At 42.1% G+C, this 19,503-nt stretch carries 17 protein-coding genes; 12 read left to right on the plus strand and 5 right to left on the minus strand.

Annotated elements, in window-relative coordinates; all coding sequences use genetic code 11:
• The first annotated feature begins 57 nt into the window (after nt 1-57).
• From HMPREF2764_RS07245 to HMPREF2764_RS07295, 11 genes are all read left to right on the plus strand, one after another.
• Complete coding sequence (locus HMPREF2764_RS07245; RefSeq protein ID WP_070528409.1) at nt 58-1,338, plus strand: glycoside hydrolase family 125 protein; 1,281 nt, start codon at nt 58-60, stop codon at nt 1,336-1,338.
• A gap of 98 nt (nt 1,339-1,436) precedes the next feature.
• Nucleotides 1,437-4,082: an alpha-mannosidase gene (locus HMPREF2764_RS07250; protein ID WP_070528412.1), complete on the plus strand. Its 2,646-nt coding sequence runs from the start codon at nt 1,437-1,439 to the stop codon at nt 4,080-4,082.
• Nucleotides 4,083-4,165: 83 nt separating this feature from the next.
• Nucleotides 4,166-5,035 (plus strand): ROK family protein, encoded by an 870-nt coding sequence (locus HMPREF2764_RS07255; protein ID WP_070528417.1) that lies wholly within the window; start codon nt 4,166-4,168, stop codon nt 5,033-5,035.
• Nucleotides 5,029-6,909 carry a beta-N-acetylhexosaminidase gene (locus tag HMPREF2764_RS07260; protein ID WP_070528420.1) on the plus strand — a complete coding sequence of 627 codons (1,881 nt, stop codon included), beginning with the start codon at nt 5,029-5,031 and terminating at the stop codon, nt 6,907-6,909. The genes HMPREF2764_RS07255 and HMPREF2764_RS07260 overlap by 7 nt, the downstream gene beginning before the upstream one ends.
• Before the next feature lie 210 nt (nt 6,910-7,119).
• Complete coding sequence (locus HMPREF2764_RS07265; RefSeq protein WP_001032152.1) at nt 7,120-8,049, plus strand: ABC transporter permease; 930 nt, start codon at nt 7,120-7,122, stop codon at nt 8,047-8,049.
• A gap of 13 nt (nt 8,050-8,062) precedes the next feature.
• Nucleotides 8,063-8,986 (plus strand): carbohydrate ABC transporter permease, encoded by a 924-nt coding sequence (locus HMPREF2764_RS07270; protein ID WP_000818353.1) that lies wholly within the window; start codon nt 8,063-8,065, stop codon nt 8,984-8,986.
• A gap of 105 nt (nt 8,987-9,091) precedes the next feature.
• Nucleotides 9,092-10,576: an ABC transporter substrate-binding protein gene (locus HMPREF2764_RS07275; RefSeq protein WP_000800391.1), complete on the plus strand. Its 1,485-nt coding sequence runs from the start codon at nt 9,092-9,094 to the stop codon at nt 10,574-10,576.
• A gap of 232 nt (nt 10,577-10,808) precedes the next feature.
• On the plus strand, nt 10,809-11,498 hold the full coding sequence (locus tag HMPREF2764_RS07280) for a CPBP family intramembrane glutamic endopeptidase (RefSeq protein ID WP_049501941.1): 690 nt from the start codon (nt 10,809-10,811) through the stop codon (nt 11,496-11,498).
• A gap of 68 nt (nt 11,499-11,566) precedes the next feature.
• Nucleotides 11,567-11,863: a bacteriocin immunity protein gene (locus HMPREF2764_RS07285; RefSeq protein WP_070528423.1), complete on the plus strand. Its 297-nt coding sequence runs from the start codon at nt 11,567-11,569 to the stop codon at nt 11,861-11,863.
• 131 nt (nt 11,864-11,994) lie between these two features.
• Nucleotides 11,995-12,981, plus strand: coding sequence for an oxygen-dependent tRNA uridine(34) hydroxylase TrhO (locus HMPREF2764_RS07290; protein WP_001030020.1), 987 nt, complete (start codon nt 11,995-11,997; stop codon nt 12,979-12,981).
• A gap of 121 nt (nt 12,982-13,102) precedes the next feature.
• Nucleotides 13,103-13,963: a DUF4299 family protein gene (locus HMPREF2764_RS07295; RefSeq protein WP_070528427.1), complete on the plus strand. Its 861-nt coding sequence runs from the start codon at nt 13,103-13,105 to the stop codon at nt 13,961-13,963.
• 224 nt (nt 13,964-14,187) lie between these two features.
• Here the strand turns inward: HMPREF2764_RS07295 and HMPREF2764_RS07300 are convergent, their stop codons facing one another.
• From HMPREF2764_RS07300 to HMPREF2764_RS07320, 5 genes are all read right to left on the minus strand, one after another.
• Complete coding sequence (locus HMPREF2764_RS07300) at nt 14,188-15,252, minus strand: DUF6574 domain-containing protein (protein WP_070528429.1); 1,065 nt, start codon at nt 15,250-15,252, stop codon at nt 14,188-14,190.
• Between the two features lie 62 nt (nt 15,253-15,314).
• Complete coding sequence (locus HMPREF2764_RS07305) at nt 15,315-16,226, minus strand: DUF4097 domain-containing protein (RefSeq protein WP_070528431.1); 912 nt, start codon at nt 16,224-16,226, stop codon at nt 15,315-15,317.
• Complete coding sequence (locus HMPREF2764_RS07310) at nt 16,219-16,812, minus strand: DUF1700 domain-containing protein (RefSeq protein ID WP_049543184.1); 594 nt, start codon at nt 16,810-16,812, stop codon at nt 16,219-16,221. Before HMPREF2764_RS07310 ends, HMPREF2764_RS07305 begins: the two co-directional genes overlap by 8 nt.
• On the minus strand, nt 16,799-17,125 hold the full coding sequence (locus HMPREF2764_RS07315; RefSeq protein ID WP_000273858.1) for a PadR family transcriptional regulator: 327 nt from the start codon (nt 17,123-17,125) through the stop codon (nt 16,799-16,801). Before HMPREF2764_RS07315 ends, HMPREF2764_RS07310 begins: the two co-directional genes overlap by 14 nt.
• A 138-nt stretch (nt 17,126-17,263) precedes the next feature.
• A complete protein-coding gene (locus HMPREF2764_RS07320; RefSeq protein ID WP_049502587.1) occupies nt 17,264-18,430 on the minus strand; it encodes a CynX/NimT family MFS transporter in 1,167 nt (388 codons plus the stop codon).
• 154 nt (nt 18,431-18,584) lie between these two features.
• Here HMPREF2764_RS07320 and HMPREF2764_RS07325 point away from each other — a divergent pair, with 154 nt between their 5' ends.
• Entirely contained in the window at nt 18,585-19,415 is an 831-nt protein-coding gene (locus HMPREF2764_RS07325) for a glycosyltransferase (protein WP_070528434.1), read from the plus strand.
• Nucleotides 19,416-19,503: the final 88 nt, after the last annotated feature.

Below are 19,503 nucleotides of genomic sequence, written 5' to 3' on the forward strand. Positions count from 1 at the left end.
TCTGTCTCAAAAGCTATATACTGAAAATGAAACTTGTTTGAAAGAGGATACTGCACGATGATTTATTCAAAAGAAATTGTTCGAGAATGGCTAGATGAAGTGGCAGAGCGGGCTAAGGACCATCCAGAGTGGGTGGATGTTTTCGAGCGTTGCTACACAGACACCTTGGACAATACGGTTGAAATCCTAGAAGATGGTTCAACCTTTGTCTTGACTGGGGATATTCCTGCTATGTGGCTTCGAGATTCGACAGCCCAACTCAGACCCTACCTACATGTGGCTAAAAGAGATGCCCTCCTGCGTCAGACCATTGCAGGTTTGGTTAAACGTCAGATGACCTTGATTCTCAAGGATCCATATGCCAACTCTTTTAACATTGAGGAAAACTGGAAGGGGCACCACGAGACTGACCACACAGACCTTAATGGCTGGATTTGGGAACGCAAGTATGAGGTGGACTCACTTTGCTATCCTTTGCAGCTGGCTTATCTCCTCTGGAAAGAGACTGGCGAGACTAGTCAGTTTGATGAGACTTTTGTCGCAGCGACTAAGGAAATTCTCCATCTGTGGACAGTGGAACAAGACCACACCAACTCTCCTTATCGTTTTGTCCGAGATACGGACCGTAAGGAAGACACCTTGGTAAATGATGGCTTTGGACCTGATTTTGCAGTGACAGGTATGACCTGGTCAGCTTTTCGTCCGAGCGATGACTGCTGTCAGTATAGTTACTTGATTCCGTCAAATATGTTTGCTGTAGTAGTCTTGGGTTATGTGCAAGAGATCTTCGCAGCATTAAACCTAGCTGAGAGCGAGAGTGTTATCACAGACGCTAAGCGCCTCCAGTCTGAAATCCAAGAAGGAATCGAAAACTACGCTTACACCACCAACAGCAAGGGCGAAAAGATTTATGCCTTTGAAGTGGATGGTTTGGGAAATGCTAGCATCATGGATGATCCAAACGTACCAAGTCTGCTGGCTGCACCTTATCTGGATTACTGTTCGGTCGATGATGAAGTTTATCAAGCAACTCGTCGTACCATTCTGAGCCCTGAAAATCCATACTTCTACCAAGGAGAATACGCTAGTGGTCTCGGAAGTTCTCACACCTTCTATCGCTATATCTGGCCCATTGCACTTTCTATCCAAGGTTTGACAACAAGAGATAAGGCAGAGAAAAAATTCTTGCTGGACCAGCTGGTTGCTTGCGATGGTGGTACAGGTGTTATGCACGAAAGCTTCCACGTGGATGACCCAACTCTTTATTCTCGTGAATGGTTCTCTTGGGCCAACATGATGTTCTGTGAATTGGTCTTGGATTACTTGGATATCCGCTAAGGAACACGCTTTAGCGCAACTGATTTTTGGAAAGAATCACAAATTTACATTTAAAACGTTAACAATAAAAATTTAAATTTAGAATGAGGTTTTACTTCATGGAAAATGTTGTCGTACATATTATCTCACATAGTCACTGGGACCGTGAGTGGTACTTGCCTTTTGAAAGCCACCGTATGCAGTTGGTGGAATTATTTGACAATCTCTTTGATCTCTTTGAAAATGACCCTGAGTTCAAGAGCTTCCACTTGGATGGACAAACTATTGTCCTTGATGACTACTTGGAGATTCGCCCTGAAAATCGCGACAAAGTCCAACGATACATCGACGAAGGCAAACTTAAAATTGGTCCTTTTTACATCTTGCAAGATGACTACTTGATTTCAAGTGAAGCCAATGTCCGCAACACTCTTATCGGTCAGCAGGAGGCTGCAAAATGGGGCAAATCTACTCAGATTGGTTACTTCCCAGATACCTTTGGAAATATGGGACAAGCGCCTCAAATTCTTCAAAAATCAGGCATTCACGTGGCAGCCTTTGGTCGTGGTGTGAAGCCGATTGGATTTGACAACCAAGTTCTCGAAGATGAGCAGTTTACTTCCCAGTTTTCAGAAATGTACTGGCAGGGTGCGGACGGAAGTCGTGTCCTCGGGATTCTCTTTGCCAACTGGTACAGTAATGGGAATGAAATTCCAGTTGATAAAGACGAGGCCTTGACCTTTTGGAAACAAAAACTGGCAGACGTGCGTGACTATGCTTCGACCAACCAATGGTTGATGATGAACGGCTGTGACCATCAGCCTGTCCAGAAAAATTTGAGTGAAGCCATTCGTGTGGCAAATGAACTCTTCCCAGATGTAACCTTTGTTCATAGTTCTTTTGATGAATATGTTCAAGCTGTAGAAAGTGCTCTACCAGAGCAGTTATCAACGGTTACAGGTGAGTTGACCAGTCAGGAAACAGATGGCTGGTACACACTTGCCAACACTTCTTCATCTCGTATTTATCTCAAACAAGCCTTCCAAGAAAACAGTAATTTGCTGGAGCAAGTGGTTGAACCATTGACAGTTATCACTGGGGGGCACAACCACAAGGATCAGTTGACCTATGCTTGGAAAACTCTTTTGCAAAATGCGCCACATGATAGTATCTGTGGTTGTAGCGTGGATGAAGTTCACCGCGAGATGGAAACCCGTTTTGCCAAGGTTAACCAAGTAGGAAACTTTGTTAAGACCAATCTTCTTAACGAGTGGAAGGGTAAAATTGCTACGGTTAAGGCTCAAAGTGACTATCTCTTTACTGTCATTAACACAGGCTTGCATGATAAGGTTGATACTGTCAGCACAGTGATTGATGTGGCGACTTGTGATTTCAAGGAATTGCATCCAACAGAAGGCTACAAGAAGATGGCTACTCTTACCTTGCCAAGCTACCGTGTGGAGGACTTGGATGGTCGTCCTGTAGAGGCTAAAATCGAAGACCTTGGGGCTAATTTTGAGTATGATTTACCAAAAGACAAGTTCCGCCAAGCTCGTATCGCTCGCCAAGTGCGCGTGACTATTCCAGTTCACCTAGCACCGCTTTCTTGGACCACTTTCCAATTGTTGGAAGGAGAACAAGAATACCGTGAAGGCATTTACCAAAACGGAGTGATTGATACACCATTTGTAACGGTGAGTGTGGATGACAATATCACAGTTTATGACAAGACAACTCACGAAGCCTATGAAGATTTTATCCGCTTCGAAGATCGTGGTGACATCGGAAACGAGTATATCTATTTCCAACCAAAAGGAACAGAGCCAATCTATGCAGAGCTTAAGGGCTATGAGGTCTTGGAAAACACAGCTCGCTATGCTAAAATCTTGCTCAAACATGAATTGACCGTGCCTGTCAGTGCAGATGAAAAGCTAGAAGAAGAGCAAAAAGGCATCATCGAGTTTATGAAGCGTGAAGCTGGACGTTCAGAAGAATTGACAAACATTCCTCTTGAAACTGAGATGACTATCTTCGTTGATAATCCACAAATCCGTTGCAAGACTCGCTTTACTAACACTGCTAAAGACCATCGTATCCGTCTCTTGGTCAAGACTCATAACACGTGTCCAAACAATGATTCTGAAAGCATCTATGAGGTGGTAACACGACCAAACAAACCAGCAGCTTCATGGGAAAATCCTGAAAATCCTCAACACCAACAAGCCTTTGTTAGTCTGTATGATGATGAAAAAGGTGTGACTGTATCCAACAAGGGATTGAATGAATACGAAATCCTTGGAGACGACACTATTGCAGTGACTATTTTGCGTGCGTCAGGTGAGCTAGGTGACTGGGGTTACTTCCCAACACCAGAAGCACAATGCTTACGTGAGTTTGAAGTCGAGTTTGCTCTTGAATGCCACCAAGCCCAAGAACGCTTCTCAGCCTATCGTCGTGCTAAAGCCTTGCAGACACCATTTACCAGCCTCCAGCTTGCTAAACAAGAAGGAAGCGTAGCTGCGACTGGTAGCCTCTTGAACCATTCTGTTCTCAGCATACCGCAAATATGCCCGACAGCCTTTAAGGTAGCTGAAAATGAAGAAGGCTATGTTCTTCGTTACTACAATATGTGTAGTGAAAATGTGCGTGTACCGGAAAGTCAACATCTCTTCCTGGACCTACTGGAACGACCATACCCAGTTCATAGAGGCCTCATTTCACCACAAGAGATTCGTACAGAATTCATCAAAAAAGAAGAAATTTAATTTCAACAAGTAAACATAAAGAGAAAGGAGGGGCGAAAAGGTAAGAACTAACTACTGATTCGCCCCTTTTTATGGTAAAAACAATGACCATTGCAACGATTGATATCGGAGGGACTGGGATTAAGTTTGCCAGTCTGACTCCTGATGGAAAAATACTAGATAGGACAAGTATCCCAACACCAGAGAACTTGGAGGCTTTACTAGCGTGGCTAGATCAACGCTTGTCAGAACAGGATTACAGCGGAATTGCTATGAGCGTTCCAGGCGCGGTCAATCAAGAAACAGGTGTGATTGATGGCTTCAGTGCCGTGCCCTACATCCACGGATTTTCTTGGTATGAGGCGCTTAGCTCTTATCAGATTCCTGTCCATCTGGAAAATGATGCCAACTGCGTTGGACTCAGTGAATTACTGGCTCATCCAGAACTTGAAAATGCAGCCTGTGTCGTGATTGGGACAGGGATTGGCGGAGCCATGATTATCAATGGTAGACTTCATCGAGGTCGCCATGGCCTGGGTGGAGAATTTGGCTACATGACCACCCTTGCCCCTGCTGAAAAGCTCAACAACTGGTCGCAACTAGCGTCAACTGGGAATATGGTGCGATACGTGATTGAAAAATCTGGTCAGACTAATTGGGACGGTCGCAAGATTTACCAAGAGGCCGAAGCGGGAAATACCCTTTGTCAAGAAGCTATTGAGCGCATGAATCGTAATATGGCGCAAGGCTTGCTCAATATCCAATATCTTATTGATCCAGATGTCATTAGCCTGGGAGGCTCTATCAGTCAAAATCCAGATTTTATTCAAGGTGTCAAGAAGGCTGTTGATTATTTTGTCGATACCTACGAAGAATACACAGTCGCACCTGTTATCCAGGCCTGCACCTATCACGCAGATGCCAATCTCTACGGTGCCCTTGTCAACTGGCTACAGGAGGAAAATCAATGGTAAGATTTACAGGACTTAGTTCCAAACAAACTCAGGCAATCGACTTGCTGACAAAGCATATCTCTCTACCAGATGTGGAAGTATCTGTCGCTCAGTCTGACCAAGCCTCTATCTCTATCAAGGGTGAGGATGGCCACTATCAATTGACCTACAGTAAACCTCACCAACTTTATCGTGCCTTGTCCTTGTTGGTAACAGCTCTAGCAGAAGGTGATAAAGTAGAGATTGAGGAACAGGCGGCTTATGAAGATTTAGCCTACATGGCAGACTGTTCTCGAAATGCGGTGCTGAATGTGGCTTCTGCCAAGCAGATGATTGAGGTCTTGGCTCTCATGGGCTACTCAACCTTTGAGCTCTACATGGAAGATACCTACCAGATTGAAGGGCAGCCTTACTTTGGCTATTTCCGTGGAGCCTACTCAGCTGAGGAATTGCAGGAAATCGAAGCCTATGCCCAGCAGTTTGATATGACCTTTGTGCCATGTATCCAGACCTTGGCCCACTTGTCTGCCTTCGTTAAATGGGGTGTCAAAGAAGTGCAGGAGCTCCGTGATGTGGAGGATATCCTCCTTATTGGCGAAGAAAAGGTTTATGACCTGATTGATGGCATGTTTGCTACTCTATCTAAACTGAAGACTCGCAAGGTCAATATCGGGATGGACGAAGCCCACTTGGTTGGTTTGGGACGCTACTTGATTCTGAACGGTGTTGTGGATCGTAGTCTCCTCATGTGCCAACACTTGGAGCGCGTACTGGATATTGCTGACAAATATGGTTTCCACTGCCAGATGTGGAGCGATATGTTCTTTAAACTTATGTCAGCAGATGGCCAGTACGACCGTGATGTGGAAATTCCCGAAGAAACTCGTGTCTACCTGGACCGTCTCAAAGACCGTGTGACTTTGGTTTACTGGGACTATTATCAGGATAGCGAGGAAAAATACAATCGCAACTTCCGCAACCATCACAAGATTAGCCATGACCTTGCCTTTGCAGGTGGTGCTTGGAAGTGGATCGGTTTCACACCCAATAACCATTTCAGCCGTCTCATTGCTCTTGAAGCCAATAAAGCCTGTCGCGCCAATGATATCAAAGAAGTCATCGTGACGGGTTGGGGGGACAATGGTGGGGAAACTGCCCAATTCGCTGTCCTACCAAGCTTGCAAATCTGGGCAGAACTCAGCTACCGCAATGACCTAGACCGTTTGTCTGCTCACTTCAAGACCAATACAGGTCTTTCGGTTGAAGATTTTATGCAGATTGACCTTGCCAATCTCTTACCAGATCTACCAGGCAATCTCAGTGGCATCAACCCTAACCGCTATGTCTTTTATCAGGATATTCTCTGTCCGATTCTTGACCGACACATGACACCTGAACAAGACAAGCCCCACTTCGCTCAGGCAGCTGAGACGCTTGCTAACATTAAAGAAAAAGCTGGCAACTATGCCTACATCTTTGAAACTCAGGCCCAGTTGAACCAGATTTTAAGTAGCAAAGTGGATGTGGGACGACGCATCCGTCAGGCCTATCAAGTAAACGATAAGGAAAGTCTGCAAGAAATCGCAAGACAAGAATTACCAGAACTTAGAAGCCAAATTGAAGATTTCCATGCCCTCTTTAGCCATCAATGGTTGAAGGAAAACAAGGTCTTTGGCTTGGATACAGTTGACATCCGTATGGGAGGACTCTTGCAACGCATTAAACGAGCAGAAAGCCGCATCGAGGCTTATCTGGCAGGTCAGCTGGACAGTATCGACGAGTTAGAAGTGGAAATTCTGCCATTTACTGACTTTTACGCAGACAAGGACTTCGCAGCCACAACAGCCAACCAGTGGCATACCATTGCGACAGCTTCAACCATCTACACGACATAAGAAACAAGAACACCGTGCCTTGGGCAGAGTGTTTCTCGTGAAACATCCCTTTCTTAAAAAAGTACTCCACATAAAATAATTTGTGGAGTTTTTTCTATAATTAGTAGTTTAACCTAACCTTCAAATAGGAGTATACTAATAATGTAATCGTTATCAAAAATCTAAAAAGGAATTTTTAGATGGATATCAAAATAAAAAAGGGAGGAAATTATGAATAAGTTTTCAAAAACCTTGAGAGACAACTGGATCTTTCTCTTGATGGTTTTACCAGGGGCACTCTGGTTGATTCTATTCTTCTACATTCCAGTATTTGGGAACGTGGTTGCCTTTAAAGACTACCACATGACCAGTAATGGTTTTATAGATAGTATCGTGAATAGTAAATGGGTCGGACTCGATAATTTCAGATTCTTATTTAGTTCAAAAGACGCCTTTATCATCACACGAAATACCGTCCTCTACAATCTAGGCTTTATCTTTATTGGTTTGATTGTATCTGTAGGGATTGCTATTATCCTCAGTGAACTCCGTTCTAAGAGAATGGTCAAGATCTTCCAAACTTCCATGTTGTTCCCTTACTTCTTGTCTTGGGTTATCATCAGTTTCTTTACAGATGCCTTCCTAAACATTGATAAAGGGGTGTTCAACCATTTCCTAGAGTCTATCGGAATGAAGGAAATCAATTTCTACGCTGACTTGGGTATCTGGCCATATCTTCTACTTTTCCTAGGTATTTGGAAAGGTTTTGGATATAGCAGTGTCATGTACTATGCGACAATCATGGGAATTGATCCAACCTACTACGAAGCAGCGACAGTGGATGGGGCCAGCAAATGGCAACGAATTCGCAATGTAACCATTCCGCAGTTGACACCATTGGTAACTGTATTGACCATCCTTGCAGTCGGAAACATCTTCCGTGCAGACTTTGGTCTCTTCTACCAAATCCCCCACAATGCTGGTCAGCTTTATAACGTAACCAATGTTTTGGACGTATATGTATATAATGGCTTGACTCAGACAGCGGATATCGGGATGGCTTCAGCAGCAGGTCTCTACCAATCAGTTGTCGGCTTGATTCTGGTTATCCTATCAAACTTACTTGCAAGACGAGTTGATCCAAACTCAGCCTTGTTCTAGAAAGGAGGAGAATATGGCAGAAAAGAAAATTAAAAAAGAAAAAATCGATAATGTCGGCATTCACTCCTTCAGTAAGAAAGCAGATATCTTCTTTAGTACCATTTCTGGTTTGGTTGCCCTCTCTTGTATCCTACCCTTTGTATTCGTTATCGTTATTTCGGTGACAGATGAAAAGAGTATCCTCCAAAATGGATATAGCTTCTTCCCATCCCAATTTGGCTTAGACGGTTTTGAGTTTTTGGCACAGTTTAAGGATAAAATTCTCCAAGCCCTCTTCATCTCAGTCTTTGTAACAGTGGTGGGGACTATCACAAACGTTTTTATCACAACAACCTATGCCTACGCTATCTCACGGACAACCTTTAAGTATCGCAGATTCTTTACAATCTTTGCCCTTCTTAGTATGTTGTTCAATGCTGGTTTGGTACCGGGCTATATCGTGGTAACTCGTTTACTTCAACTTGGTGATACTGTTTGGGCCTTGATTGTTCCAATGCTTCTCTCACCATTTAACATCATCTTGATGCGTTCCTTCTTCAAGAAGACCATTCCAGAAGCCATTCTAGAATCTGCTCGTATCGATGGTGCCAGTGAAGCCCGGATCTTCTTCCAAATCTGTTTACCATTGTCACTACCAGGTATCGCAACCATTACGCTCTTAACAGCTCTTGGTTTCTGGAATGACTGGTTCAATGCCCTTCTTTATATCAAGAGTGACAACTTGTATCCATTGCAATATTTGCTCATGCAAATCCAGCAAAATATGGACTACATCGCCAAAGCAGTCGGCCTATCTGGTCAACTGGGAGTTGCTCTTCCAAAAGAAACAGGTCGTATGGCCATGGTTGTGGTCGCAACCCTTCCAATCGCGATTCTGTATCCATTCTTCCAACGCTACTTTGTAAAAGGTTTGACTATCGGTGGTGTGAAAGAATAGTACTTGTCGAGAAAAATCATTTCTCATTTCCAAACTTCCCTTGCGTGAAGTTAAGATCATTACATTGTTTATAAGTTTAAAAATAAAAAAAAAGGAGTTTTTGTCATGAAAAACTGGAAAAAATATGCTTTTGCATCTGCTAGCGTAGTCGCTTTGGCTGCTGGTCTCGCTGCTTGTGGAAACCTTTCAGGTAACAGCAAAAAAGCTGCTGACTCAGCTTCAGGTGAAAAAACTGTTATCAAAATGTACCAAATCGGTGACAAACCAGATAACTTAGATGAATTGCTAGAAAATGCTAACAAAATCATCGGTGAAAAAGTTGGTGCTAAATTGGATATCCAATATCTTGGATGGGGTGACTATGATAAGAAAATGTCAGTTATCACATCATCTGGTGAAAACTACGATATCGCCTTTGCATCTAACTATGTTGTAAATGCTCAAAAAGGTGCCTATGCTGACTTGACTGACTTGTATAAGAAAGAAGGAGCAGAGCTTTATAAAGCACTTGACCCAGCTTACATCAAAGGTAACAGCATTAACGGTAAAATTTACGCAGTTCCAGTTGCAGCCAACGTTGCATCATCTCAAAACTTCGCCTTCAACGGAACTCTTCTTGCTAAATACGGTATCGATATTTCAGGTGTCACTTCATATGAAACACTTGAACCAGTCTTGAAACAAATCAAAGAAAAAGCTCCAGATGTAGTGCCATTTGCGGTTACTAAGAACTTCATCCCATCTGATAACTTTGACTACCCAGTTCCAAATGGACTTCCATTCGTTATCGACCTTGAAGGGGACACTACTAAGATCGTAAACCGTTACGAAGTGCCTCGCTTTAAAGAACACTTGAAGACTCTTCACAAATTCTATGAAGCTGGATACATTCCAAAAGACGTAGCAACAAGCGATACTTCATTTGACCTTCAACAAGATACTTGGTTCGTTCGTGAAGAAACAGTAGGACCAGCTGACTACGGTAACAGCTTGCTTTCACGTGTTGCGAACAAAGATATCCAAATCAAACCAATCACTAACTTCATCAAGAAAAACCAAACAACACAAGTTGCTAACTTTGTCATCTCAAACAACTCTAAGAACAAAGAAAAATCAATGGAAGTGTTGAACCTCTTGAACACTAACCCAGAACTCTTGAACGGTCTTGTTTATGGTCCAGAAGGCAAGAACTGGGAAAAAATTCCAGGTAAAGAAAACCGTGTTAAAGTTCTTGATGGCTACAAAGGAAACACTCACATGGGTGGATGGAACACTGGTAACAACTGGATTCTTTACATCAACGAAAACGTTACAGACCAACAAATCGAAGATTCTAAGAAACAATTGGCAGAAGCTAAAGAATCTCCAGCTCTTGGATTCATCTTTAACACTGACAATGTGAAATCTGAAATCTCTGCGATCTCTAATACAATGCAACAATTCGATACAGCTATCAACACTGGTACTGTAGACCCAGACAAAGCTATTCCAGAATTGATGGAAAAATTGAAATCTGAAGGTGCTTACGATAAAGTATTGAACGAAATGCAAAAACAATACGATGAATTCTTGAAAAACAAAAAATCATAAGATCAATTGATTTCGTGTATTCATTCCTAATTCCTAAAAATTGAATCACTGTTTTCCTCAGGCCTATCTGGGGGAGGCAGTGATTTTTTGAAACGAGAGCATAGATATCTATGTTATTTTATCACTATTTAACCATTCAGGAAATCTTAAGCACCATTTAGGATTTGGGGTAAGGATTTAGGAAAATATAGCTTATATTAGAGATGTCTCGAGTTTACAAAGGAGGGTTCACATGAAAAAGTATCAACTTCTATTCAAAATAAGTGCAGTCTTCTCTTACTTATTTTTCGTATTTGGTCTTTCTCAGATGACGCTTATTGTTCAAAATTATTGGCAATTTTCTTCCCAGATTGGCAATTTCGTCTGGATTCAAAATCTCTTGAGTTTGCTATTTAGCGGAGTCATGATTTGGATTCTGGTTAAGACAGGCCATGGTTATCTTTTTCGCATTCCGAGAAAAAAATGGCTTTGGTATTCGATTTTGACAGTACTAGTGGTAGTGCTCCAGATCTCTTTTAACGTTCAGACAGCTAAACATGTTCAGTCAACTGCTGAAGGTTGGGCTGTATTGATCGGTTATAGTGGGACCAACTTTGCTGAGCTAGGTATCTATATAACTTTGTTCTTTCTGACTCCACTTATGGAAGAGCTAATCTATAGAGGATTACTGCAACACGCCTTTTTTAAGCATTCGAGATTTGGCCTTGATTTGCTTCTTCCGTCAATTTTATTTGCTCTTCCTCATTTTTCAAGCCTGCCTAGTTTGTTAGATATCTTCGTCTTTACAACATCTGGCATCATCTTTGCTAGTTTGACCCGCTATACCAAGAGCATTTATCCTTCCTATGCGGTGCATGTGATTAATAATATTTTCGCAACATTACCATTTCTGCTGACTTTTTTACAGAGGGTGTTTGGGTAAAATATTGGTACGAGAGTTAGGAATGATAGTTTTTCAATTTATAAACGAATTTCAGGAGGTAAATGAGAATGACACCATTAAAATGGTTTGCTGGAGGAAGCGAAAGACGTTGTGAAGCGATGACTATCATAGATCACCTACTGGAAGGTATAAACAATACGCCTCAACTTGCTCCTTTGAAAAATCTGTTAGTGAGTTATAAAAGACGATTAGAGGACGATGGGACCTCTACTCCATTTATTTTGAGTCAAATGAATGTTGACATCTCACGTATGTTAATTGACAATAAGCTGATTTTGTCAGAAAGTCAAGCTAGGCAGATCAAAAAATTGAGAGAATTATCTGCGATTCGCTATGGTTACTGATGAAGTGCAGGGATAAGCACCTTTCTACAATTTCCAGTCAAATAAATTGCATTCGTTTTCTCAAGCAGGTATACTAGTATAGTTAGATGAAAAATTCTGAAAATTTAAGAATAGAAAAGAGAACAAATCTTATGGCAAAAGATATTCGTGTCTTACTTTACTACCTTTACACTCCAATTGAAAATGCAGAGCAATTTGCTGCAGACCACTTGGCTTTCTGTAAATCAATCGGCCTTAAAGGCCGTATCCTAGTCGCTGACGAGGGGATTAACGGAACAGTTTCAGGTGACTACGAAACAACTCAAAAATACATGGACTACGTTCACAGCCTCCCAGGCATGGAAGACCTCTGGTTTAAGATTGACGAAGAAAGTGAACAAGCCTTCAAGAAGATGTTCGTTCGCTACAAAAAAGAAATTGTCCACCTTGGTTTGGAAGACAACGACTTTGACAACGACATCAACCCACTTGAAACAACAGGTGCCTACTTGTCTCCAAAAGAGTTCAAAGAAGCCCTTCTTGACGAAGATACCGTTGTCCTTGACACACGTAACGATTATGAGTACGACCTAGGACATTTCCGTGGGGCTATCCGTCCAGATATCCGCAACTTCCGTGAGTTGCCACAATGGGTCCGTGATAACAAAGAAAAATTCATGGACAAGCGTGTCGTAGTTTACTGTACAGGTGGAGTTCGCTGTGAGAAATTTTCAGGTTGGATGGTCCGTGAAGGCTACAAAGATGTTGGTCAATTGCACGGAGGAATTGCAACTTATGGTAAAGACCCAGAAGTCCAAGGTGAACTTTGGGATGGGAAAATGTATGTCTTTGACGAGCGTATTGCCGTAGATGTCAACCATGTCAACCCAACCATCGTAGGAAAAGACTGGTTTGATGGAACACCATGTGAACGTTATGTCAACTGTGGAAATCCATTCTGTAACCGTCGTATCTTGACATCAGAAGAAAATGAAGACAAGTACCTTCGTGGATGTTCACACGAGTGCCGTGTTCACCCACGTAACCGCTATGTTTCAGAACATGAATTGACACAAGCTGAAGTTGTCGAGCGTCTAGCCGCTATCGGTGAAAGCTTGGATCAAGCAGCTACTGTATAAGATTAAACAGTCCTTAGGGGCTGTTTTTCTATGCTTTTTACTAAAAAATCTAAAGTTTGTTTCTGTATCTTTCAGGAAAATAGGGTATACTATATGTAAACGATTTCAAAGGAGTCCAGTTATGACGAAAACATTTTTTATTCCAAATAAACAGAGCATTTTAGGAGAACAAGAGATTTTGACTGCCAAGTCGATCTTGGCCTTGGTAGATGGTTTGGAGTCACATAGCTATGATGCAGTCTATCTCCGTCAACCTCTTAGCCGTCTTGAGTATATCGAGTGTGCGATAGTGGGACAATCACAATTTCTCTTTAAAGTTAGCTATGCTGATGATCACAAGGCTTACCGTATTGATCTTCCTGACCTACTAACGAAGACAGACTGGGAAATCATCAAGTCATTTTTAGATGCCCTGCTTGCTTATACAGGAACTGAGATTGAAGGACTAGATGGTTTTGATTTTGAAGCTTATTTCCAAGCAAGTATTCAAGCCTATCTAGCAGACACTGCAGCTCGTTTTACGATTTGTCAAGGAATCTTTAATCCTGTTTTCTTTAGTCATGAGGACTTGAAAAGCTTTTTAGAGGCAGATGGTTTGGCACAGTTTGAAGCACGTGTACGTGCAGTTCAAGAGACAGATGCTTACTTTGCAAGAGTTTCCTTCTATCAGGATGGAGAAGGACAAGTTCACGGTGTTTACCATCTGGCTCAAGGAGTCAAGACTGTTTTACCGAGAGAACCATTTGTTCCTGCTTCCTATATTGAGCAATTGCTGGATAAGGAAGTTCAGTGGGAGATTGACTTGGTTCAAATTACAGGAGACGGCTCTAAACCAGAAGACTATGAAGCCATTGCCCGCTTGGACTATGCAAAATTCCTAGAGTCATTACCATCAGCATCTTACCACCAACTAGATGCCAATCAATTAGAAGTACAACCCATCCTAGGACAAGATTTTAAAACATTAGCACAAGAAAAGTAAAGTAGAAGCAGGTCAATCGACTTGCTTTTTTGACATAGAAAAAATCCTGCCATGGAAGACAGGATTGCTACTCAATGAAAATCAAAGAGCAAACTAGGAAGCTTGCCGCAGGCTGCTCAAAACACTGTTTTGAGGTTGTAGATAAGACTGACAAAGTCAGGAACATATATCTACGGTAAGGCGAAGCTGACGTGGTTTGAAGAGATTTTCGAAGAGTATGAAGTTTAAAGAAAGGCCAAGATACGGAGGTAATCCCCAATCAGTGCTACCTCAGCTACAAAGAAGAGGAGGATAATGACTCCGTTCACAAGGACAGACAAGAATAACTGATAGAAGGAGTCGGTTTCACTTGCTTGACTTGGCCTTGTAATGATATGGAGACTAGCGAGCAGAATGATTCCAATGCTAATCACACACAAGAGGGCTGTAAATCGTAGGCTATCAAAGAAGGCAAAGAAACTAGCAATAGCAGTGAGGAAGATTGGAATGGCTAAGAGTTGACTATATTGTTGGAGAACCTTTTCTAGCGTCCAGTCCTTTTCTTGGTAGATAAATCGTCTCACGACGAAACTACCCAAGAGGAATGAAAAGAAGAAGAGTGTTGTTGCTACTAGGATAGAGATAATCGAAAAGAGATTTAATGAAGCAAATTGTTCAGGGAAGTGATTATGCATAGTTGCTATATGTCCATAGTAAGCATGTTTGATGTGGTAGATACTAAAGAAAAAGGAAGATGCAGAAAACAGAATGAGCAAAAGAAAGGCTGTGTAACTGTGTGTGCTACTTGTTTCAAGACTGCTTGTAGGAGATTTGATTGCTTCCACTAGCCAAGACCAAAAATCAAGCGCTTGCTCTTTCCATCTATCCGTAGATTTTGGAGCTTGGTCGGGGATATAGGGACTTTCTAAGGATTGACTGATAAGAAGGGGCTCTTTCGTGGTTGGTTTTTGCTGAGGAAGTGCTTCTTGACTCTCTTCAGCTATAGTGACTTTTTCTGTTTCTTTAGAAAGATCTTGCTCTTCTTCAGTAGAATCTAATGCTTTCTTTTCTTCTATTTCTGTTCTTGATTCACTGTCTTCAGGCGTTTCAATTTTCTCTTCTTGCTGGTTTTCAAGTTCGACTTCAGCTTGACAGACTTCCTCCTCTACTTGAGTATTTTTTTCAATTGGTGTATCGAGATCGGCTATCGTTTCTTCAGCCTTGTCTGCAACATCTTGGGCCTGTTCATCAGGCTTGTTCTTGCTTGTTGTTTTTACAAAATCATTACTTTCAAACCATTCTTGTTTCATGGTAGAACCTCCTTTTTAGTTAGATAAATATGCTTCCATAGTAGCAGATGTAAGCGCTTTTGTCAACGTCTGTTTGGTATGGATATTAGCTCAATATTATTATCAGCTCTAGCAATGAGTTGATCCTTGACATCGGTTTTTTCAGTTTTGTAAGGGTTGCTTAATTCCGTACCTCTTGATTCAGGCTCTTCTCTTGTGAATTGGTGAATAGAACCATAGTTACTTGAGATGTCCCAGTTAATTCGTTGGTTCTCTTTCTGGTCTAGGATGATTCTGAGATACTTTTTGGCAGTCAGTTCAACCTTACCATGGACTTGGATATTTTCAGAGTGGAAGTGCTTCTCTGTTGACTCTAGTTGACTATCTGTAAGGTCTGTATCAAAGATATTAACGATATTAGGGGTTGTGAGTTTACTGTTTTTGATACGACTTCCTTCAATTCGGAGGAGATAGCCATTTGTATTGAGAGTTGCATTTTCAAGGCTAGCATTTATGATGGTGGTTTGTCCACGATTGGCTGACACGTTGATCCCTTTTAGACTTCTTCCTTTTGGAACTTGGAGAATAACTTCATCAAAACGACTAGAGTAGCTGCTTGCGATATGGAGAATCCCGCCGATTCCAGAAGAGAGAAATGGAGTTTCAGACAGTTTCTTATCAGTGAGGCTCAGCGTTTTATCGTTCTGATTCGTGATAAGATCATGGTGAGCAGAAAGAGATGGATGGTAAGAAATGTGGATTTGATCATCCAAAGAGTCTGTGATGGTGAGCGCGTGTTGGTGGAGAGTGATCTCTAGGTTTTCGACTTCCTTACCAAAGGTCAGCTCTTCCATCCGACTATCATAGACAGGTTCCTTGGACATGGCAAGTAGGCTCTTGATCCCGTCAGATTGGATGCCTACAAAGAGCAGGATAAAGCCGATAACAGTAGTCACCACACCAAAAATGAGAAATCCTCTTGTCCATTTACGCATGCTGGTCACCTCTCTTTCCTTTTTTAAGAACAAATTGCACCAGGCGAACAATGAGTAGGCCGAAGAAACGAGCTACATAGGAAATACCTAGTAAGACTAGTGAAGAAGCACCGATGGCTAGTAAACCAGAACCGAAAATCAAGATAAAGGCTGATTTGGCTTGGGCTAGGACAGTGAAACTTTCAACTAAGAATAGGAATCCGCCGATGATACCAAGTATAGAAACCGCAAAGAAAGCTATAATGACAGTCAAGGCTGCCACAAGGATTGCGAACAGGGACACGAGGATGGCGATTCCCAGAGGAATACCGATGGGGGCTGCAAGCAAAGCTAACAAGGCGATATGCAAAATTTGTCGGTTATTCTTTTGAGCGGGTGCCTCATTGATTTTTTTATCGAGAAGATTGGAGAGGACTTCGTGAGCTGCTTCCTTAGGAGTTCCTAAACTAGCGATGAGTTCTTCTTCTCCCTCGACTCCAGCATCGTCAAAGAGTTCCCTGAAATAGTCCATGGCTTCAATTTGGTCAGCCTGAGGCAGTTTTTTGAGATAAAGTTCTAGCTGAGTCAGGTATTCAGTTCTTGTCATGGCGGATACTCCCTTCTATGATGCCATTGATGGTGTCTGTATAGAGTGCCCATTCATCTTTTAGGGTCACGAGCTGTTCTATACCACCATTTGTCAAGGAGTAGTATTTGCGCATGCGACCTTGGAACTCTCTAGAATAGGTTGTCAGAAAGCTATTGCCTTCCAATTTTTTTAGGATAGGATAGAGTGTAGATTCTTTGATATTAGCGATCAGCTTAATGGTTTGGCTAATCTCATAACCATAAGAATCATCCTGCTCCAGTACAGCCAAGATGAGAAATTCAATCAAGGCAGAGGATGTTGGAAAGTACATGGGGAACCTCCTTTTCTAATGTGTAAGATTTTTATATATAATTTTTCTACACATACATTGTACATCTAAATGAAAGCCCTGTCAAGAGAAATGTGTAAAATTTTTATATATAAAAAACTTCTAGCTAAAACTAGAAGTTTAGAGGATTTTATCAGCTTTGTCCACTGTAAAGAGGGCCACAGTCATCAGGATATCGACGAGTAAGAGGGCAGCTACAGCTGGCACCCAAGAGTGGAAAAGGTCAAAACTGTAACCAAAGAGGGTTGGCCCAAAGGCTGCTAGGATATAGCCTCCTGTTTGAGATAAACCAGACAATTGTGCAGTCTTTTCAGGGGCGCTTGTCTTGAGTGAAAAGTTGACCATGAGATAGGGGAAGAGGGCACTGGTTGCGGTTCCGATGAGGAGATGGATGGCAAGCCAGTAAAAGAAATTACCGATTGGGAAAAAGAGCATGGAAATACCGACCACACCAGCTAGTGAAACTAGAGTGAGCATGAGCTGACGGTTACGAGTAGATAAACTGGTTGTCAGGCTTGGGATGGTCATTGAAAAAGGAATGCTAATCAGAGAGAAGATAGAGGTCAGCAAGCCAGCTTCGTGACTGGATAGGCCTGCATGGATAGCCATGGTAGGTAGCCAGGTCATAGCGGTGTAAAAGAGTAAGGATTGAAAACCTGCAAAGACAATAACTGCCCAGACCTGTTTATTATGCATGACCTTTGTTTTGCTTTTTTGTTTGGTTTGTGGAGCCAGTCTGTGATTATAGCGGTGATTTGGGAGCCAGACCAAAAAAGTTGCTAGACAGAGCAGGGTGAGGAGGATGATAAGTCCTTTCCAAGAACTGGCTTGTGTAATAGGCACAGCCAGATAGGAGGCCAGAGCCGTTGCAATCCCCATAGAGGTTACATATAAGGTGGTCAGAAAACCAATTTTCTTTGGTTGATTGGCTTGGATAAGACTAGGAAGCAGAACATTGATGACTGCGATACTTGCCCCAACCATCAAGGTTCCTAGATAGAGCAGAGGCAGATTGATTAGTCTAATGAGAGAACCGATGGTCAAGAAGAAAAGGCTGTAGGTGAAGAGATGCTCCAAGCCGATTTTTTGAGCCAGTCGGGTAGAAAATAGCGAGAAGAGAGTAAACATGAGGAGGGGAAGGCTGGTCAAGACACCAAGCGAACTAACTTCTACTCCCAGCCCTTGCGAAATATCTCCCAATATAATGGGTAAAACAGTAAAAGGAGTCCGCAAGGAAACACCAATCAGGATAATACCTGGAACAAAAAAGAGTGATTGCTTTTTCATATAATACCTCTTCTAGCTGATTTTAATAACAGCTTATTTTAAGGTTTTTTCCTTATAATGTCAAGTAAGGTTTTGGGCTTTCAAGATAAAAATGGGAAAGTCTTGAAAATTATGATAAAATAGTGGAAGGAAATCTATACATTGGAGAAAAACTGTGTCTGAAAAGCAAAAAATCAGCGTATTGATGTCGGTCTATATCAAGGAAAATCCGACATTTTTAAAGGATGCTATTGAGAGTGTTCAAAATCAGACCCTGAAACCGAGCGAATTGGTTCTGGTTGAGGATGGGCCTTTGACACCTGAGCTCTATCAGGTATTAGACCAGCTTGAAGCTGAGTCTAATATTCCAGTGAAATGCTATCCTCTTGAGCATAATCAAGGTTTGGGTCTGGCTCTTCGACAGGGTGTTTTGCAGTGTCAGTACGATATCATCGCTCGTATGGATACGGATGATATAGCTGTTCCAGACCGTTTTGAGAAACAGGTTCAGCTAATGGAGAAGGACAAGCTCGACCTATTAGGTGGACATATTGCAGAGTTTATTGACAATCCTGATGAGATCGTTTCTTACCGTCGTGTTCCAACCCAGCATGCAGATATTGTAGCTTACCAAAGGATGAGAAGTGCCTTTAACCACATGACTGTCATGTTCAAGAAGGACATGGTTCTCAAGGCAGGCAACTATGAGGATGGCCTTTATATGGAGGATGACCTCCTCTGGCTCAATATGATTGCTGCAGGAGCTAAGACTGGAAATCTCGATCAAATCTTGTGTAAGGTTCGTGTTGGAGCAGGGATGTTTGAGCGTCGTGGGGGACTGCGTTACCTTAAACTCTATCGCCAGGCTCGTCAGCGCATGCTGAAGAGAGGGCAAATTTCTTACATGGAGTATGCCAAGAGTGTTGCCATTCAGATGATTGTTGCCCTTTGTCCCGGATTTGTCCGACAGTTTATTTTTATGAAACTGTTACGAAAAAGCAAGTAAAAGATTGTAGCAAATCGTAAACTTTAGAAAAAGTGTTATAATAACAATATAATGCTCTTCGAAAATCAAATTCAAACCGCGTCAACGT

Source organism: Streptococcus sp. HMSC073F11 (assembly GCF_001810785.1).
GTDB lineage: Bacteria > Bacillota > Bacilli > Lactobacillales > Streptococcaceae > Streptococcus.

What these genes read in the sequence shown, in the direction of transcription:
- HMPREF2764_RS07280 (WP_049501941.1), top strand. Translation starts at nt 10,809, where the DNA reads ATGAAAAAGTATCAACTTCTATTCAAAATAAGTGCAGTCTTCTCTTAC.
- HMPREF2764_RS07285 (WP_070528423.1), top strand. Translation starts at nt 11,567, where the DNA reads ATGACACCATTAAAATGGTTTGCTGGAGGAAGCGAAAGACGTTGTGAA.
- HMPREF2764_RS07310 (WP_049543184.1), bottom strand. Translation starts at nt 16,812, where the DNA reads ATGACAAGAACTGAATACCTGACTCAGCTAGAACTTTATCTCAAAAAA.
- HMPREF2764_RS07270 (WP_000818353.1), top strand. Translation starts at nt 8,063, where the DNA reads ATGGCAGAAAAGAAAATTAAAAAAGAAAAAATCGATAATGTCGGCATT.
- HMPREF2764_RS07245 (WP_070528409.1), top strand. Translation starts at nt 58, where the DNA reads ATGATTTATTCAAAAGAAATTGTTCGAGAATGGCTAGATGAAGTGGCA.
- HMPREF2764_RS07260 (WP_070528420.1), top strand. Translation starts at nt 5,029, where the DNA reads ATGGTAAGATTTACAGGACTTAGTTCCAAACAAACTCAGGCAATCGAC.
- HMPREF2764_RS07320 (WP_049502587.1), bottom strand. Translation starts at nt 18,430, where the DNA reads ATGAAAAAGCAATCACTCTTTTTTGTTCCAGGTATTATCCTGATTGGT.
- HMPREF2764_RS07305 (WP_070528431.1), bottom strand. Translation starts at nt 16,226, where the DNA reads ATGCGTAAATGGACAAGAGGATTTCTCATTTTTGGTGTGGTGACTACT.
- HMPREF2764_RS07265 (WP_001032152.1), top strand. Translation starts at nt 7,120, where the DNA reads ATGAATAAGTTTTCAAAAACCTTGAGAGACAACTGGATCTTTCTCTTG.
- HMPREF2764_RS07250 (WP_070528412.1), top strand. Translation starts at nt 1,437, where the DNA reads ATGGAAAATGTTGTCGTACATATTATCTCACATAGTCACTGGGACCGT.
- HMPREF2764_RS07290 (WP_001030020.1), top strand. Translation starts at nt 11,995, where the DNA reads ATGGCAAAAGATATTCGTGTCTTACTTTACTACCTTTACACTCCAATT.
- HMPREF2764_RS07315 (WP_000273858.1), bottom strand. Translation starts at nt 17,125, where the DNA reads ATGTACTTTCCAACATCCTCTGCCTTGATTGAATTTCTCATCTTGGCT.
- HMPREF2764_RS07255 (WP_070528417.1), top strand. Translation starts at nt 4,166, where the DNA reads ATGACCATTGCAACGATTGATATCGGAGGGACTGGGATTAAGTTTGCC.
- HMPREF2764_RS07275 (WP_000800391.1), top strand. Translation starts at nt 9,092, where the DNA reads ATGAAAAACTGGAAAAAATATGCTTTTGCATCTGCTAGCGTAGTCGCT.
- HMPREF2764_RS07295 (WP_070528427.1), top strand. Translation starts at nt 13,103, where the DNA reads ATGACGAAAACATTTTTTATTCCAAATAAACAGAGCATTTTAGGAGAA.
- HMPREF2764_RS07300 (WP_070528429.1), bottom strand. Translation starts at nt 15,252, where the DNA reads ATGAAACAAGAATGGTTTGAAAGTAATGATTTTGTAAAAACAACAAGC.